Here is a 15,455-nt window from a genome sequence, read left to right as displayed (position 1 = left end):
CTTGAGATTAATTAATACTGTTTTTTTTGATATTGGCTTTCGTTTTGCACCCTTATAGATAATTAATTTGTAAGGAGATAGAAATGAGTAACACAGTTAAAACGATTAATCCGGCAACTGAGCAAACCATTGAAACCTACACGCTACTTTCTCAAAAAGAAGCAGAACAGGTAATCGAAAAATCTCACGAAACATATTTAAAATGGCGCTTAACGTCGTTCACTGAACGTGCGAGATATCTTAATAAGTTAGCCTCACTTTTCGAAGAGCAAAAAGAATCTATCGCAAAACTCATGACCGAAGAAATGGGTAAAGTATACGAGCAAGGCTTTCAAGAAGTTGAACTATGTGCAGGAATTTGTCGTTACACAGCCGAACAAGGCCCACAAGTACTTGCTGACGAAGAACGTGATATGGACGGCGGCCGTGCAATTATCAGCTACCAACCAACAGGTGTACTGTTAGGTATTCAACCGTGGAACTTCCCGCTTTATCAGGTAATTCGCTACAGTGCTGCCAACATAATGGCGGGTAACACAACCGTATTAAAACATGCTGGTAACGTATTTGGCATGGCTGAAAAAATTGAAGAGCTATTTAAACAAGCCGGTTTCCCAGAGTACTGTTTCAGCAACTTACTCATCGACGGTAAAACCGCCAGCTCACTCATTGCGCACAAAGCAATTAGCGGCGTAACCTTTACGGGTAGTGATGCCACAGGTAAAAAAGTAGCTGCAGAAGCGGGTAAACACGCTAAAAAAACAGTGTTAGAACTGGGTAGCAACGATGCATACTTAGTACTCGATGACGCTGATTTAGAGCTTGCAGTTAAAACCTGTGTAACAGGTCGCATGATCAATAACGGCGAAACGTGTGTTTCAGCTAAACGTTATGTTGTTGTTGAGTCACTTTACGATGACTTTAAAGCACAAATTAAAGAGCAGTTTGAAGCCATGAAAATGGGCGACCCAATGGCTGATGGCACAGACTTAGGCCCAATGGCTCGTGAAGATTTACGCGACGGCATTCACGACCAAGTAATGGAATCAGTTAAAGCAGGTGCAAACATAGTAACGGGTGGCGAAATACCATCGCAAACAGGTTACTACTACCCACCAACGCTACTTGATAACCTATCACCTGGCATGCCGGCCTACGATGACGAATTATTTGGCCCTGTCGCTTCGCTTATTAAAGCGAAAGATAACGACGATGCTATGCGCATCGCCAACGATTCTCGCTACGGTTTAGGCGGTGGTATTTTCTCAAAAGATGAGAAAAAAGCCATTGAGCTTGCTAAAAAGTACTTCGACACCGGCATGATCAACATTAACGGCTACGGTTTAGCACAACCTAACCTACCATTTGGTGGCGTTAAAGGCAGTGGCTACGGCAGAGAACACGGCGGTTTTGGTATGCGCGAATTTGTTAATGTTAAAAGCATTATGATCGCCAGCTAATTTAGCTGCATAAATGAAATAAGTGTTTTAAATACAGATTTTTAATATGTGTTTAAAACACAAAATTACTAAGCCTAAAAGTGGGTAACCACTTTTAGGCTTTTTATTATAGCTATAAAACTACCGAGTAGCTTTTAGCAAAGAATGAACCAGAGACTTGAATAATTTGTAGATTACGATTTAAAATAGTATACGCATTATCACTTTGCTAACTTATATGAAGCCATTCTTAAAATTTAACGTATATGTTTGTTTTTTTATTAAGTAATATGCCAATCTAATTTTCATATTGCTTGTAACTACTATTAAAGTTATGTCTGTTAAAAAAAATCAACATATAGTCCCTCGATGTTATTTAAAGCGCTTTGTCGATAATTCAGTGGATAATGGTAATACTAAGTTTAAACCCGGAATTTATTCAAACTCGAAAAAATTAAATGAGAAATGGAGAATGAGAGGGCTTGACCACAACTCTTTCACAAAGCCTAGGTTCTATAATTTACAGTCTGATGACGAAACGAGTCCTATAGTCGAGGAATATTTATCAAGAATTGAATATTCATACGACATTGCAGTGAGAGATTTCTTAAACGGAAGTTTTTCTAATAAAATCCAAAGTACATTTACAGCTTTCGTATTGCATCAGTTTTTAAGAAGTGAAAGTTTGATCATCAACATCCAAAACTCCTATGATAGAATAGCTAGCTATGCAGACTTATTCGAAAATAATAACCGAAATAAAGAGCTGTACTCTGATATTTCAAAAAAAATGTTACTTCAGTGCAATAATAGCGATTTAGAATTAGTACACAATAATTCTGCTATTTTAATAAATTGCACACAAATACCATTTTTGACCTCAGATAAGCCAGTCATTGCTAAGCAATTTAACAGTGATGATGTTGAAGAGATACTCTACTTAGCTCAATTATGTCAATCCCATTTAGAAACGACTTTTTTCTATATGCCCATAACTCCATGGTTAGCTTATGTATCCCATAATTCTCTAAGAAGAGAAATAAAAGGTATTGAGTGCAAATCAGAAGTTACGATTGCTAACCTAAATGACATGATGATTTCAAATTCTGATAAAAGAGTGTATTCTTTTATGCAAAATCCTTTAGTAAAAAAACTGACTCAGGGGTTTACTGCACAACAAGAAAGACATTCGATTTATGTCAAAATTTTTACTGCAAATAAAAGACTGATTTTTAATATAAATAGCTATAACCACGAATTAGCTCGATTATCTTTATCACTTGACGACTCTATTTATTTGGATAATTTATTTATTGGTCAAATGATTACTTCTATTGAAATATTTGACCCTACTTTTAATAGAATCGTTCCGATTTCAGCAAAAAGAGACTGTGTCATTGAAGCAAAATCAGGCGTAACGTTGATATTAAAAAGTAGAATACCTTTTCCAAGATAGTGCTAATCCTACCAAGTAACTCTACTTAAGCTAATTTAGATTAGTACTCCTCGTCAAACCTTGGTACTTTTCGCTTGTCAGCTTTACTCACAGCTAGATCTTGGATTTCTTCATTTTTTAGATCTTCGGGTTTATCTTCTAGTGATTCCTGATTGGCATTTTCGTAAGAAAGCTCAATGCGGTAAGTCGGGTTGTTTCTAGTGAATTCATTATTTTTGTCGGATGGCGTGACTTCGCCACTTATCCGACCTACGTCAAAAGGTAGTTTAGTTAAACCGAAGGCGCCACCCAACAGAGTTTCAAATACACGCCTTGAATATCCGTTGATGGCACTTATGAGACTGTCAGGTTTGATTAAATATTATTAGTCAAACACCTGACAGTTAAGGTCTGAGCTAGTGCAAGTTAAGACTGATTGACGAATAGCTAAAATTAGCAGCTATAACTTTTCCTCAAACCTCGGTACTTTTCGTTTATCGGCTTTGCTCATTGCAAGCTCTTGAATTTCTTCATGCTTTAGATCTTCGGGTTTATCTTCTAGTGACTCCTGATTAGCGTTCTCAAAAGAAAGCTCAGTGAGCAACGCAAAGTGATCTGAGCCATATTTAGCTAAACGCTTAATGCGTTTTACTTTAAACCCTTCACTATGAAATAAGTGATCGAGCGGCCAACGCATAAAAAAGTAGCCTGCATGAAAGGTGTTATAAAAACCACGGCCTTTTCGAGGGTCTAAAAAGCCACTTATTTGCATAAACAAACGGGTGCTGCGCGACCACGCTACGTCGTTTAAATCTCCGGCAACTATGGTAGGTCGTGTAGGGTTTTTAAGTGCTTTAGCCACCATTATTAGCTCTGAGTCGCGCGGACGTGATGAGTCTTCCTCTGTCGGGCTTGGTGGTGCTGGGTGAATAAAGTGCCCTTGCATTTGTAGGCCTTCATCGTTTTCAAACAAAATATGAATTGAGGGAATATCTTCTTCTATAAGCTCACATATTTGTGCATCGAGTATTTTAAACTTGCTGTATAAGTGCATGCCATAACGATTGTCTTTAGGGCATTCTATGTAATACGGGTAATTTTTTTTAATGACTGATAATTTATTTTCCCACCAGCTATCGCTCTCAAGCGTAATAAGTAGGTCGGGTTGATGCTCATCAACAAGACTAATTAACTTCTCACTTTTATGGTTCGACATAAGTACATTTGCCGACATAATTCGAATGCTATGGTCGATGTGCTTAGGTGCGCTTTGCACTTCTTTTTTAGCAAGCCACGTATACGGGTAAATCCATTTACCTTGTAAAATCATTATAAGTAATGAGGTTAAGGCTATAAATACATAGCCTATTGCGCTACTTTGCCATAATAAAAACAACGAAGTAACGGCTACAAAACTGGCAATATAAAAAACCTGTAAGCGCACAAAATCGCAGCTACGCACTAAGTAATGCTGGCTGTACGACATAGGTAATAAGGTAACCAGTAAAAAAAAGCCAATAATTATAGCCAGCGCAATGAGCATTTTAATATCCTTATAAAGTTAATTTAGCGACTTAGAATTGAAAGTATTTCTCGAGTATCGTGCACCATATGGATAACTGTACGGTCTATTTCTATACTCACTGTACCATTATCTCTAGAGCGTTCAATCACTCTACCTCTTTTGTATAAATCGCGTTCTAAAAAGTCGCCTCGATGATAGCTTTTACTTAGCCCTGGTGGCGTCCAACCTGCGCGGATTAGCTGCTTTTCCTCTTTTTTAGAAAGGTAGTCATTGTCGTTATGCTTATGTGAATGATGCTTTTTATGGCCGTGTTTATGACCATGCTTATCTTTATGCGGTTTTGCGTCTGCGCTTATTGAACATAAAGCCAATGCTATTAGTGCTGTGTATGTTAGTACTCTCATAAATAATCTCTAGCATAATTAATAGCTAAAGGTTAACAAACACGGATGAACATCATATGAAACAACTTACACTTATTTAACGTTGTTTATATTGTGTTTTACAGTGGCTTCGCATAATAGCGGGATCGCGTAATTTTAAATGTTTTGTTTTACGACCTGCATGGCGCTTACGCCAAACTTTAAAACTGCCTTTTGAAACATTGTCTCGCATAAAAACCACCAGCTGCGGATACTTTAATCCGTATAGCTGCTCTATAGCCTCGTAGGGGGTTCTATCTTCCCACGCCATTTCGATAATGCGTGACTGCTGCTCTGCGTTAAACATGGTATATCTCACAAAATTTAACTTATACGCTAGGTAAAAATACTTAGATCAATGCAATTAAACTCAGTAACTGTATAATTGGCGTTCAAGTTATGTACTTTAAAAGATATCGAATTTATATTTATGCGCGCAATATTCCTGTTTTTAGCTTTAACTTTACCTTCGTTATTACTTGCAGCGCCAAGTAAAACCCTGCGCTGCGTAACAACCCACTACCCGCCTTTTACTATATTTGATGAGAAAAGCGATACGTTCACGGGTTTAGATATTGAATATTTAACGTTTATTGAGCGTAATTTAAATCTTAAAATTGACGTAATTCATCTGCCATGGGCGCGCGTTAAAAAAGAAATGGCGCTGGGTTACTACGACTGCTATTTCTCTTTGGCCAATACAGAGGAACGTGCAAAGTATTTAGATTTTACAAGCGTGCCTTTGCACACTACTAAGTATGGTTTATTTACTTTAAACAAAGATAAACTGCTCACTGACGATTTATCAAATACCCCAATAGCGATGCTGCGCGGCGTTGCTTTGCCTGAGGTTATTGCTAAAAAGTACAGCCTTGATGAGAATAATCTACTTCGCTCACTTTCAACTAAAGACACTTTTGAGCTACTAGAAAAAAAACGTGTTGAATACGCAATAACTAACTATCAAGCGGGTTTGTGGTACTCAAAAGAATATAAAAACATTTATGCTCGGCAATTAAATGAGTTTACGTTTCCTACTTACATTGCTTTTAAGCGTGGCGTAATAGATACAAAATTAGTTGATGAGCAAATAAAGCGTTTTAAAGCACAAACTCAATAATTAACACTGCACACGTTAAGAGATAACCAATGTTTACAAAACTACCAAAGTGGGTTGAATATGGCGCGTTTACGCTCGCATTTATAGCGGGCATAGTAAACGCTGTAGGCTTATTAGGATTTGAGCACCAGGCTATTTCGCATGTATCTGGCTCTGTTACTTTACTTGGTATTAAAGCAATAACTAATCCCAGTACTGCCTTATTGCTACTTTCAATAATTATCAGCTTTATGTTGGGTTCGGCACTGTCGGGCTTTTTGCTCTCTGGTGGCTCATTAAAACTTGGTCGTCATTACGACACTTTGCTTTTTATTGAAGGATTGCTACTACTTGCGAGTGCTTATTTACTCAAAAACACATTCGTTTACGGCATTGTTTTAACGTCTGCTGCGTGTGGGTTACAAAATGCGCTAGCAACTAATTACAGTGGTGCTGTTATACGTACGACACATTTAACCGGTATTTTTACTGACCTTGGTTTAATGCTAGGTAAAGCGCTTAAAGGTGAGCAATTTGATGCCCGTAAAGGCGTTATGTTTTTGCTCATTATTGCAGGCTTTTTACTAGGCGGTATAACCGGCTACGTTTTATTTAAGCATTACTTAGTGCTGGCTTTGGTGTTTCCTGCTGTGGCTTGTTTTGTTTTATCAATTACGTATCGGGTTTATAGGTTACGTACGCTTTAACGCAACAAGTTTAAATGCATATTAAAACCGCATATTATAGAGGCAATGCAATATAGATTACTTTCAAGGAATGTATGAAACCTTATTTTTTGCCGCTGATATTACCCTTTAGCCACACTGCGTTTGCCGATAATCAAAACAACGATGCAATAGAAACCATAACAACTACGGCATCACGTATTGAAGCGCTATCGACCCCACTCCCTTTATCAATAAGCACACTAACTCAAGCGCAGCTAAATAGCATAGCGCCTACCCATATTGAAGAAGCCCTGCAACGTGTAGCAGGGGCTAATATTCAACGCGGAAATGGCCAAGAATATTTACCCGCGCTGCGCTCACAAGTACTTTCGGGCGCAGGCGCTTGTGGTGGCATATTGACTCTAGAAGATGGCATACCACTGAGAGCCGCTGGGTTTTGTAATATAAACGAGCTATTTGAGGCGCACAGCGAAATGGCGCAGCGCATTGAAGTATTAAAAGGCCCTGGCTCTGCACTTTATGGCTCAAACGCTGTGCATGGTGTTATTAATGTAATAACACCCGACACCACTCAAGGCGGTGGTTTAGTTGGTTTAGATTATGGCTCGTACGGTTATACTCGCTACAAATTACGTGCAGGACAAGATTACGGCAACAGCGGTATAGGCATTAACGCAAGTGTTACCGATGATAGCGGTTACCGCGACGACGAAAGCGTAGAGCAACAAAAAGTAAATATTCGCCATCGCTATTCAAATAATAATTTATTACTTACCTCTGGGCTTACTTACACAAATCTTGATCAGCAAACTGCTGGATTTATTACAGGCTTTGAAAGTTATAAAAACGAAGACCTCGCACAAAAAAACTTTGACCCAGACGCATTTAGAAAAGCACGTTCATTTAGAGCGTGGAGCAATGCAACATGGCAATTAAATAATGATGACGTACTCTCAACTACGGTCTATTTTCGTGACCAAAGCATGGACTTTTTTAAGCATTTTTTGCCCGGCACACCGCTTGAAACAAACAGCCAAACTGGTTTTGGCGTACAATCGCTTTATCAACATAACTTACAAAGTAATGTAAAAGTAAACCTAGGGCTTGATGGCGAATACACGCAAGCCGACTTTACTCAAAGCCAAAACAAGCCCACTCAAGGTTCTGCATTTTTAGTTGCTACAGTACCCCAAGGTAAGCATTACGATTACGATGTAAACGCCACGCTTTATGCCCCTTTTGCATCGGTTGATTGGCAATTAAATAAGTGGTTACTTACCGCAGGTGTGCGCTACGAGCATATGCAGTACGACTACACCAATAATATGCTAGCTGGTAGAACAAAAGACGATGGCACAGAATGTGGCTTTGGTGGTTGCCGATACAGCCGCCCAGCAAGCGCTAAAAATAGTTTTAGTAATCTATCGCCAAAGCTTGGGGTTAGTTATCAGTACAATACAAATAACACACTTTATGCAAACTTTTCTCGCGGTTACAGAGCGCCACAAGCGGCTGAGCTATACCAATTACAACGCGAGCAAACCACTGCAAATTTAAGCGCCGAAATAGCGAATAACGCAGAGCTGGGTATTAAAGGAATTTACGAAAAACTACGTTATGGTGTGTCTGTTTACGCTATGAGTAAACACAATACGATTTACCGCGATAGCGACTTTTTTACGGTAAATAATGGCAGCTCTCGCCATCGTGGTATTGAGCTTGAGCTTGACTACCAGCTCACTAAGTCGCTTGCGCTTAACTTTGCTGGCACTCACGCAAAGCATACTTACACTAACAACCAAATACTTAACGGTTTAAATATAAACGGCAACGACATAGATACCGCGCCGCGTAATATTGCTAATCTCGATTTAACATGGCAAGCACTCAGTAATACGCAATTTGCTTTGCAGTGGCATCGCGTTGGTAACTACTACACCGACCCAGAAAACTTAAATAAATACCAAGGGCATGATGTTCTAAGCCTACGCGCACAGTGGCAAGTTACTAATAACCTTGAAGTGCTTGCCCGCATTATTAATTTAACTAATGAGGCTTATGCGGAGCGCGCCGATTACACCAGTTTTACCGGCGACAGGTACTTTCCTGGCAAACCACGTAACGCGATGCTTTCGGCAACTTATACGTGGTAATGCTTATTTAAGGGCTAAGCTAATTTAACTGATTTAAGTCGCTCATGTATTTCATGGGCGACTTTTTCATCACTTTTTTAAACATAGTAATAAATGCACTCACCGACTCATACCCTAGTAACTCCGACACCTGCTGCACACTTTGCTTATCTGAAAGCGCTTTTAGGGCTGTAATTATATGTAATTGCGTACGCCACTTTCCAAATGTCATACCGGTTTCTTTTTTAATTAACCGCGCTAATGTGCGCTCAGTTAATGCAAACTGCTTAGCCCATTGTGGTAATGTTTTTCGGTTATTAGGCATATTTATAAGCTGATCGCTCATGGTTTGAATTACCTCGTTTTTAGATAATACAAAATCCAGTGGCTGTACAGGCATTTCAATAAGTTGATCAAACAACACCTGCGCTAAACGTGCTGTTTTACTATTTAAAGTATAGTGCTGATTATGCCCAGCCAACTCACACATTAGCTCTTTAACCAGTGGCGTAATGGCTAACGTACAGGTATTTAGCGGCATACCGTTTTTACTACTATCTATAAATAAATGACAAAGCTGCGCGTTATCAGACGCCCTATTACTATGCACCTTTTGTGCTGGGATCCAAATTGCACTGTGCGTAGGCACCATCCACATTTTGGCCGACACTTCACACGTTACATAACCATGTAGCGCTAAAATTAATTGCCCTTTTGGATGGGTATGTAGTGGTATTTCGTGACTTGCATGCGCGTGCTCTATTTTGGCTATTATAGGCTGCGCCATAGTTTCAAAATTTTTAATGTCGTCCCAGCCAATTGCATCAAACATAGTTTTGTCTGTTTTTAGTTATTTAATGTCATTATCTCTAAATTATAGTTTTTGCTAAGCCTTTATACTAGCGCCCATTAAGTATTAGCTTTAATGGTCTTCCCTTTTGTTAAATAACACACCTAAATCACGCTTTGCTGGCATATTACTTGTGCTTGGCATATTACTTATTGCCGCAAATTTACGCGCCACATTTACAGGTATTGCACCTGTGCTTGAACAAATTATTAATCACTTTGGGCTTAGCGCATCGCAAGCTGGTTTCTTAACAACACTGCCACTCATTGCCTTTGCGGTTGTATCGCCAATGGCCGCAACTCTTGCTAAAAAACAAGGTTTAGAGCGCACCTTATTTGTCGCTTTGCTATTTATACTTGCAGGGGTTGCAGCGCGGGTAATAAATACCTCTGCCATGCTATTTGTGGGCACCGCTATTATTGGCGTAGGTATTGCCATAGCAAATGTATTATTACCAAGTTTAATTAAGCGCGACTTTCCTGCAAAAATTGCGTTAATGACCTCAGCTTATGTGCTCACTATGGGCGTGGTATCGGGTGGGTTTTCTACTTTAGTATTCCCACTTAGTCAGTTAAACGGGTTAGGATGGCAACTTGCGCTAGGCTCATCAGCCCTTATTACTCTGGCGAGTATTATTGTATGGATGTCGCAATTAAGTAAGCACACAAAACCCGCGAGTATTGCTCAACACGCTAACACGTCAAAAAGTGTATGGCGCTATTTACTAGCATGGCAAATTACCCTACTGCTGGGCTTAAACTCGTTTTTAAATTATATAATTATTACGTGGTTACCTAGCATATTAACCGAAGCTGGCCAAAGTGCTACGCAAGCAGGTGCTTATCATGGGGCTTTTCAAATTGCGACCGCATTGCCAGGTTTTATATTAATTCCGCTACTTGCCAAATTAAAAGATCAAAGCGCGCTTAGCTTTATTTTAGCTATGCTCAGTGCACTTAGTGCATTGGGGCTGCTTTACATGCCTAACTTTGCCTTTGTGTGGACCTTAATGCTGGGCTTTTGCTCTGGTGGGTGCTTTATACTAGGGCTTTCATTTATTAGTTTGCGAACAGATGATTCACAACAAGCGGCGTCGCTTTCGGGTATGTCGCAAAGTGTAGGGTATTTACTTGCCGCTATTGGACCTATGCTAGCTGGGGCATTACACACTGCAACAGGCAGTTGGAGTGCGCCATTATGGTTATGCGCTATTGCCGGTGTACTGTGTGCTTTATGTGGTTTAGGCAGTGGTAAAAATACCACTTTAGCTAAATCAGCTAACTAGTTGCTGTAACCACGAAAATAAACCAGACGAAGTTTTTTTGCTCGTGTGTTTTTGCTCATAGCGTTTATTAGTTGCTTCGCGCTGTTCACGGCGCTCTTGTGCTAAATTAGCTTTTGCGGCAAAACGTAGACGCTGCTCTTGAGTTAGCTCATCATTAAAACTAATGGCTGTTTTTTTAACTGCTCGGCTGCTTTTAGGTGAACTACACATAATATTTCCTCTGTTATGTAACTATTCAAATAGACAGCCGTTTAGCTAATAAAATTTCAGAAAAACTTAACTTTTAATTTAAACAGCACCTATACACTCAACTTCTACTAAAGAATCAAGCGCTAACGCCTTTACAGCAAAAGCACTACGTGCAGGATACGGCGCACTAAAATACTGAGTATAAATAGCATTAAATGCTTTAAAGTCATTTATGTCAGTTAGCATAACCGTACATTTAACTATGTTGCTCATGCTGTAGTTATGCAGCTCTAAAGTGCGTTTAATATTTTCAAGTGTTTGTTTAGCCTCGCCTTCAAAACCGCCTGTAGCCAACTTACCTGTTACAGGGTTAATACCTATTTGCCCCGACATATAAAGCGTATTACCGGCTTTTACTATTTGCGAAAATGGCAAGTTAGGATTAGCTTTGCCTGCATTTAAAAAGTCGACATTACTCGAAGCTGCAAATGCACTGCAGGTAATTAATGTGCTTGCTAAAAAAGCGGTTTTTATCAGTGAGTTCATTACCTGGCTTACCTTATTTTTGTGGTGTGGTTTCAAATGAAGGCACTTGATGTAATTCGTTAAGCCAATTAAGCGTCGATTTAGACCAAATTTGTGCTGTTGGCGTAAACTGATCACGCTGATCAACCGCACCAATACGCAAGCCATATACACGGTCAGCTTTAGCTTCGTTAGTTGCATAAAGTGTTGTACCACATGTGCCACAAAAACCTTGCGCACGCTTGTTACCGCTTTGCGCTGTCTTAACAAACTCTTTTGGCTCACCTTGGGTAAATACTACCGAATTTGGCTCTGCAATTATAACGGCTCTAAATGGGCCGCTCGACATACGTTGGCAATCGCTACAATGGCAAACAAGTGCGTTGTTATTTTGAGACTTTGCTTGGTATTTAATTTCACCACAGTAACAGCTTCCAGTAATTTCCATTATTTAAATCCTTAATGCTTATGAAGATTGAATCGAGATATAAGACCGGCAGTATCGATTCATTATTTTTAAAATATAAAAAAACTGCTCGCCGGTTCATTTGTATATTCGGTTAGGTTTTTAATTTTTGAAAGTGATTTTTAAAAGTTGAGCAAGTGCTACAAACATGATCCGATGTTTTAAATAAAACAGCAATACCACGTTAAGCTAATAGCGTAACGTGGTGCGTTTAAGCTATCTTTTATGTGCGTTTAAATAATCAACAGCTAACAGGCTAAGCGCCTTAGTGCCTACTTTAAACGATGATTCGTCGGCATAAAAATAAGGTGAGTGATTACTAGCCACTGTATTTAAATCTTGCTCACTTGGTGTGCCGCCTAAAAATACAAATACACTCGGCACTTCTAATGCGTAAAACGAAAAGTCTTCTGCGCCGGTTATTTTTCCCATTTCAACTACGTTTCCATTACCCGCTGCTTTTTTAAGGCTAGGTAACATTTGCGCAGTTAACTTTGGGTTATTAATCGTTACCGGATAACCTTCGTGAATGTGTACCTCTGCAGTTGCACCCGACGATTTAGCAATGTGCGTGGCTGTGGTTTTTATTTTTTCAAATATTTGTGCTCGGTTATCCATATCAAAGTTACGAATTGTACCTACCATTTCAACTTCTTCAGGAATAATATTATTGCGTACGCCTCCCGCTATTTTTCCAAACGAGACAATAGCGGGCTCTTTGGTAATGTTGATTTGGCGACTAACAATATGATTTACGCCTGTTACTATTTGCGCAGCTGCGGCAATTGGGTCAACCCCTGTCCACGGTGCAGAGCCGTGTGCCTGCTTGCCATGTACAGTTATTTCAAATCGGTCTGCACTGGCCATTGCAGGGCCACTTCTATAACCAATTTTACCGCTGTGCAAACTAGATGTTATGTGTAACCCAAAAGCAGCTTCTGGTTTGTATTGTTTAAATATGCCTTCTTTAAGCATTAACTCAGCGCCACCCTCTTCCCCCTCAGGTGCGCCTTCTTCTGCAGGCTGAAATACAAACATAATATTACCGTGTAGCTCATCTTTCATGTTTGCAAGCACTTGTGCAGCGCCCATTAGCATAGCCACGTGCGTGTCGTGCCCACAAGCATGCATTATGCCTACATCTACACCACGGTAATTAGTGGTTTTAGTTGATTTAAAATCAACATCGGCTTTTTCAGTAACTGGCAGCGCGTCCATATCTGCGCGTAGCATTACTGTTGGGCCTGGCTTTGCACCTTTTAATAGCCCCACAACACCTGTATAAGCAATCCCTGTTTGTACTTCCATACCCAGCGACTTTAAGTGCTTAGCGACAATACCTGCTGTGCGGGTTTCGCGATTTCCAAGCTCAGGGTTTTGATGAAAATCACGTCGCCAATCAATAACCTGTTGCTCTACCTTTTTCACTTGCTGATCAATGTTTGCATTGGCATTAAACGCACTAAGGGCAGCAAAGCCCAGCGCTATTGAAATTAGTGATTTTTTCATCCTGTTTGTCCTTATTATATTTATTGGTTTTATAATATTGATGAGCACGAGCCCTTATGTATTATTGAGAACATAATTAGTTTGCTCTATAACCACTATTACTGAAGGCTCTACAATAATCAATCCCATTTAAGCTAGATGCCCAACTATGAAGGGCCACTTCACTTTTCACTGGTTTTATCTATTTTTAGTTTGAAGTTTTAGCGCTAATTAAGCCTACCACTTTTGCTTTTGTTGATTTAAAAATGGCACTAAATAGTCCACCAAAGCGCGGACAGTTGGGCTTAATAAACGTTGCGATGGATAGAGTAAATTCACGGGTAATGGGCTTGGTACATAATCGCTTAATATTTCTATTAACTCACCGGATTGAATTGCCGCATCAACGTAAAAACTAGGCAGCTGAGCAATACCTTGATTCGCTATAGCAAAGGCTTTTAAGCTTTGAGAATCGTTAACTTCAAAGCTACCAGCTACTTTTATTACTGTGCTTTTTCCGTCAATTAAGTACGACCATCGCTTGGCATTAGTTACTGCGGTATTTATTAAACATTGATGGTTTTTAAGATCTTTAGGCGTACTGGGCATGCCGTGAGTGTTAATATAGTGAGGGCTTGCTACCGTTTTAAAGCGCATATTACCAATATTACGCGCGACCATTGTTGAGTCGTTTAAGTGCCCTACGCGTATAGCTAAATCAAAGCCTTCTTCCACCAGCTCTACTTTACGATTCATAAGTGAAATTGCTAAATCAACGTCCTGATGCAGCTCTTTAAATTCAGCTAATGCAACCGGCAGCATATATTGCCCAATCATTATGGGAGCTGTAATTTTTATAAGCCCTTTGATTTGTTGTTGCTGTGTTTTGGAGCGGCGAAGTTCGGTGACTTGTGCACGAATATCACTGAGCTTAAGTAAATATGCTTTACCGTCTTCGGTTAAACTTAATGAGCGTGTAGTACGGTTTATTAACCTAATATCGAGCCATTTTTCAAGCTCGTTAATTTGCCTGCTAACGGCTGAGGGCACTAAGTTTAAACTCTCGGCAGCGCGGCTAAAGCTTTGCTGCTGGGCTACTTGCTCAAATACCTGAATTGATTTTAATAAATCCATTACTTACTCGCTAAATTACACTTGGCTATTATTCTAAAAATATCACAAATAATATTATTTATTTGTTATTTTTCATCTTTACTGATGAGTTTATTATTACCTTACATTCACAAAATACATTGTTAAAGGTAATAAAAATGAAAGTATTATTAATAGGCGCATCAGGCATAGTTGGGGCAGCAATAGCGGCAGACCTTCATGATCATCAAGTTATAAAAGCGAGCTTTAAAAACAGCGAACACACGGTAGACATTCAAGATAAAGCCTCTATAGAAGCATTATTTAAAAAAATAGGAAATGTTGATGCGGTTATATCTACGGCAGGTTTAATTGCCTTCGCACCTATAAACGAGTTAAGTGAGCAAGATTACACAACAACTGTAGGTAATAAATTAATGGGTAATATTACACTATTCCATGTGGCAACTAAGTACATTAATCAAGGCGGTAGTTTTACTTTTACTTCAGGCTTTTTAGCACAAAATCCTGCGCCTGGCTCAGCAGCTGTAAGCATGGTAAATGCAGCGTTAGATTCATTCGCTAAAGCGGCGGCATTAGAACTTGAAGGCATATTACACGTAAATACCGTAAGTCCTCATTTTGTAAAGGAAACGATGGAGATAATGGGTATGGATAGCACCAGTGGTATAACCGCTGCTGATACCGCTAAAGCATTTAGACACGCAATTGAAAGTAACCAAACAGGTAAAGCTTTTGATGTAGTCGACTATATTTAGAGCTAAAGCAGATTGCTTGATGTAACAATTCAACCAGGTT

16 protein-coding genes and 1 pseudogene are annotated in these 15,455 nt (G+C 39.4%); 7 read left to right on the top strand and 10 right to left on the bottom strand.

Translation table 11 applies throughout. From position 1 onward, the window contains the following. Positions 1 to 83: 83 nt before the first annotated feature. Positions 84 to 1,460 carry an NAD-dependent succinate-semialdehyde dehydrogenase gene (locus PARC_RS03755; protein WP_010553129.1) on the top strand — a complete coding sequence of 459 codons (1,377 nt, stop codon included), beginning with the start codon at positions 84 to 86 and terminating at the stop codon, positions 1,458 to 1,460. A 313-nt stretch (positions 1,461 to 1,773) separates the two neighbouring features. After that, positions 1,774 to 2,895 carry a DUF4238 domain-containing protein gene (locus PARC_RS03750; protein WP_096058048.1) on the top strand — a complete coding sequence of 374 codons (1,122 nt, stop codon included), beginning with the start codon at positions 1,774 to 1,776 and terminating at the stop codon, positions 2,893 to 2,895. Positions 2,896 to 2,935: 40 nt separating this feature from the next. Here the strand turns inward: PARC_RS03750 and PARC_RS21670 are convergent. The 4 genes and pseudogenes from PARC_RS21670 to PARC_RS03730 all read right to left on the bottom strand — a co-directional run. After that, positions 2,936 to 3,070 (bottom strand): annotated as a pseudogene (locus PARC_RS21670) (endonuclease/exonuclease/phosphatase family protein); the annotation flags it as partial. Positions 3,071 to 3,334: 264 nt separating this feature from the next. Continuing rightward, positions 3,335 to 4,417 (bottom strand): endonuclease/exonuclease/phosphatase family protein, encoded by a 1,083-nt coding sequence (locus tag PARC_RS03740; protein WP_010553126.1) that lies wholly within the window; start codon positions 4,415 to 4,417, stop codon positions 3,335 to 3,337. 23 nt (positions 4,418 to 4,440) lie between these two features. Beyond that, positions 4,441 to 4,803, bottom strand: a complete 363-nt coding sequence (locus PARC_RS03735) for a hypothetical protein (protein ID WP_010553125.1) — start codon at positions 4,801 to 4,803, stop codon at positions 4,441 to 4,443. A 76-nt stretch (positions 4,804 to 4,879) separates the two neighbouring features. Then, positions 4,880 to 5,128, bottom strand: a complete 249-nt coding sequence (locus PARC_RS03730) for a TIGR03643 family protein (RefSeq protein WP_007581511.1) — start codon at positions 5,126 to 5,128, stop codon at positions 4,880 to 4,882. 123 nt (positions 5,129 to 5,251) lie between these two features. Between PARC_RS03730 and PARC_RS03725 the strand changes: the two genes are divergently transcribed. The 3 genes from PARC_RS03725 (at position 5,252) to PARC_RS03715 (ending at position 8,762) form a co-directional block, all read left to right on the top strand. Next, complete coding sequence (locus PARC_RS03725; RefSeq protein ID WP_010553124.1) at positions 5,252 to 5,941, top strand: substrate-binding periplasmic protein; 690 nt, start codon at positions 5,252 to 5,254, stop codon at positions 5,939 to 5,941. A gap of 29 nt (positions 5,942 to 5,970) precedes the next feature. Further along, positions 5,971 to 6,627 carry a YoaK family protein gene (locus tag PARC_RS03720; protein WP_010553123.1) on the top strand — a complete coding sequence of 219 codons (657 nt, stop codon included), beginning with the start codon at positions 5,971 to 5,973 and terminating at the stop codon, positions 6,625 to 6,627. Between the two features lie 74 nt (positions 6,628 to 6,701). Beyond that, a complete protein-coding gene (locus tag PARC_RS03715) occupies positions 6,702 to 8,762 on the top strand; it encodes a TonB-dependent receptor (RefSeq protein ID WP_010553122.1) in 2,061 nt (686 codons plus the stop codon). Positions 8,763 to 8,781: 19 nt separating this feature from the next. Here PARC_RS03715 and PARC_RS03710 read toward each other — a convergent pair whose 3' ends face one another. Next, positions 8,782 to 9,573: an AraC family transcriptional regulator gene (locus PARC_RS03710; protein WP_007581507.1), complete on the bottom strand. Its 792-nt coding sequence runs from the start codon at positions 9,571 to 9,573 to the stop codon at positions 8,782 to 8,784. Positions 9,574 to 9,679: 106 nt separating this feature from the next. Between PARC_RS03710 and PARC_RS03705 the strand changes: the two genes are divergently transcribed. Continuing rightward, the gene (locus PARC_RS03705) at positions 9,680 to 10,876 is read left to right on the top strand and encodes an MFS transporter (RefSeq protein WP_010553121.1); all 1,197 of its coding nucleotides are present in this window, start codon (positions 9,680 to 9,682) and stop codon (positions 10,874 to 10,876) included. Here PARC_RS03705 and PARC_RS03700 read toward each other — a convergent pair. The 5 genes from PARC_RS03700 to PARC_RS03680 all read right to left on the bottom strand — a co-directional run bounded on the left by PARC_RS03700 (position 10,865) and on the right by PARC_RS03680 (position 14,678). Further along, positions 10,865 to 11,086, bottom strand: a complete 222-nt coding sequence (locus PARC_RS03700) for a hypothetical protein (RefSeq protein ID WP_010553120.1) — start codon at positions 11,084 to 11,086, stop codon at positions 10,865 to 10,867. The genes PARC_RS03705 and PARC_RS03700 overlap by 12 nt on opposite strands. Positions 11,087 to 11,164: 78 nt before the next feature. Continuing rightward, positions 11,165 to 11,611: a RidA family protein gene (locus PARC_RS03695; protein WP_010553119.1), complete on the bottom strand. Its 447-nt coding sequence runs from the start codon at positions 11,609 to 11,611 to the stop codon at positions 11,165 to 11,167. A gap of 13 nt (positions 11,612 to 11,624) precedes the next feature. Continuing rightward, positions 11,625 to 12,038 (bottom strand): GFA family protein, encoded by a 414-nt coding sequence (locus tag PARC_RS03690; protein WP_010553118.1) that lies wholly within the window; start codon positions 12,036 to 12,038, stop codon positions 11,625 to 11,627. Positions 12,039 to 12,272: 234 nt separating this feature from the next. Continuing rightward, on the bottom strand, positions 12,273 to 13,565 hold the full coding sequence (locus tag PARC_RS03685; protein WP_010553117.1) for an amidohydrolase: 1,293 nt from the start codon (positions 13,563 to 13,565) through the stop codon (positions 12,273 to 12,275). Between the two features lie 216 nt (positions 13,566 to 13,781). Continuing rightward, positions 13,782 to 14,678: a LysR family transcriptional regulator gene (locus PARC_RS03680; RefSeq protein WP_010553116.1), complete on the bottom strand. Its 897-nt coding sequence runs from the start codon at positions 14,676 to 14,678 to the stop codon at positions 13,782 to 13,784. A 137-nt stretch (positions 14,679 to 14,815) separates the two neighbouring features. Between PARC_RS03680 and PARC_RS03675 the strand changes: the two genes are divergently transcribed. Then, positions 14,816 to 15,415 (top strand): short chain dehydrogenase, encoded by a 600-nt coding sequence (locus tag PARC_RS03675; RefSeq protein ID WP_010553115.1) that lies wholly within the window; start codon positions 14,816 to 14,818, stop codon positions 15,413 to 15,415. The last annotated feature ends 40 nt before the right edge of the window (positions 15,416 to 15,455 follow it).

Origin of the sequence: Pseudoalteromonas arctica A 37-1-2 (assembly GCF_000238395.3) — a bacterium.
GTDB classification, from domain to species: Bacteria; Pseudomonadota; Gammaproteobacteria; order Enterobacterales; family Alteromonadaceae; genus Pseudoalteromonas; species Pseudoalteromonas arctica.
The sequence above is the reverse complement of the archived record's forward strand: the minus strand, read 5'-3'. Positions and strand labels throughout refer to the sequence as shown.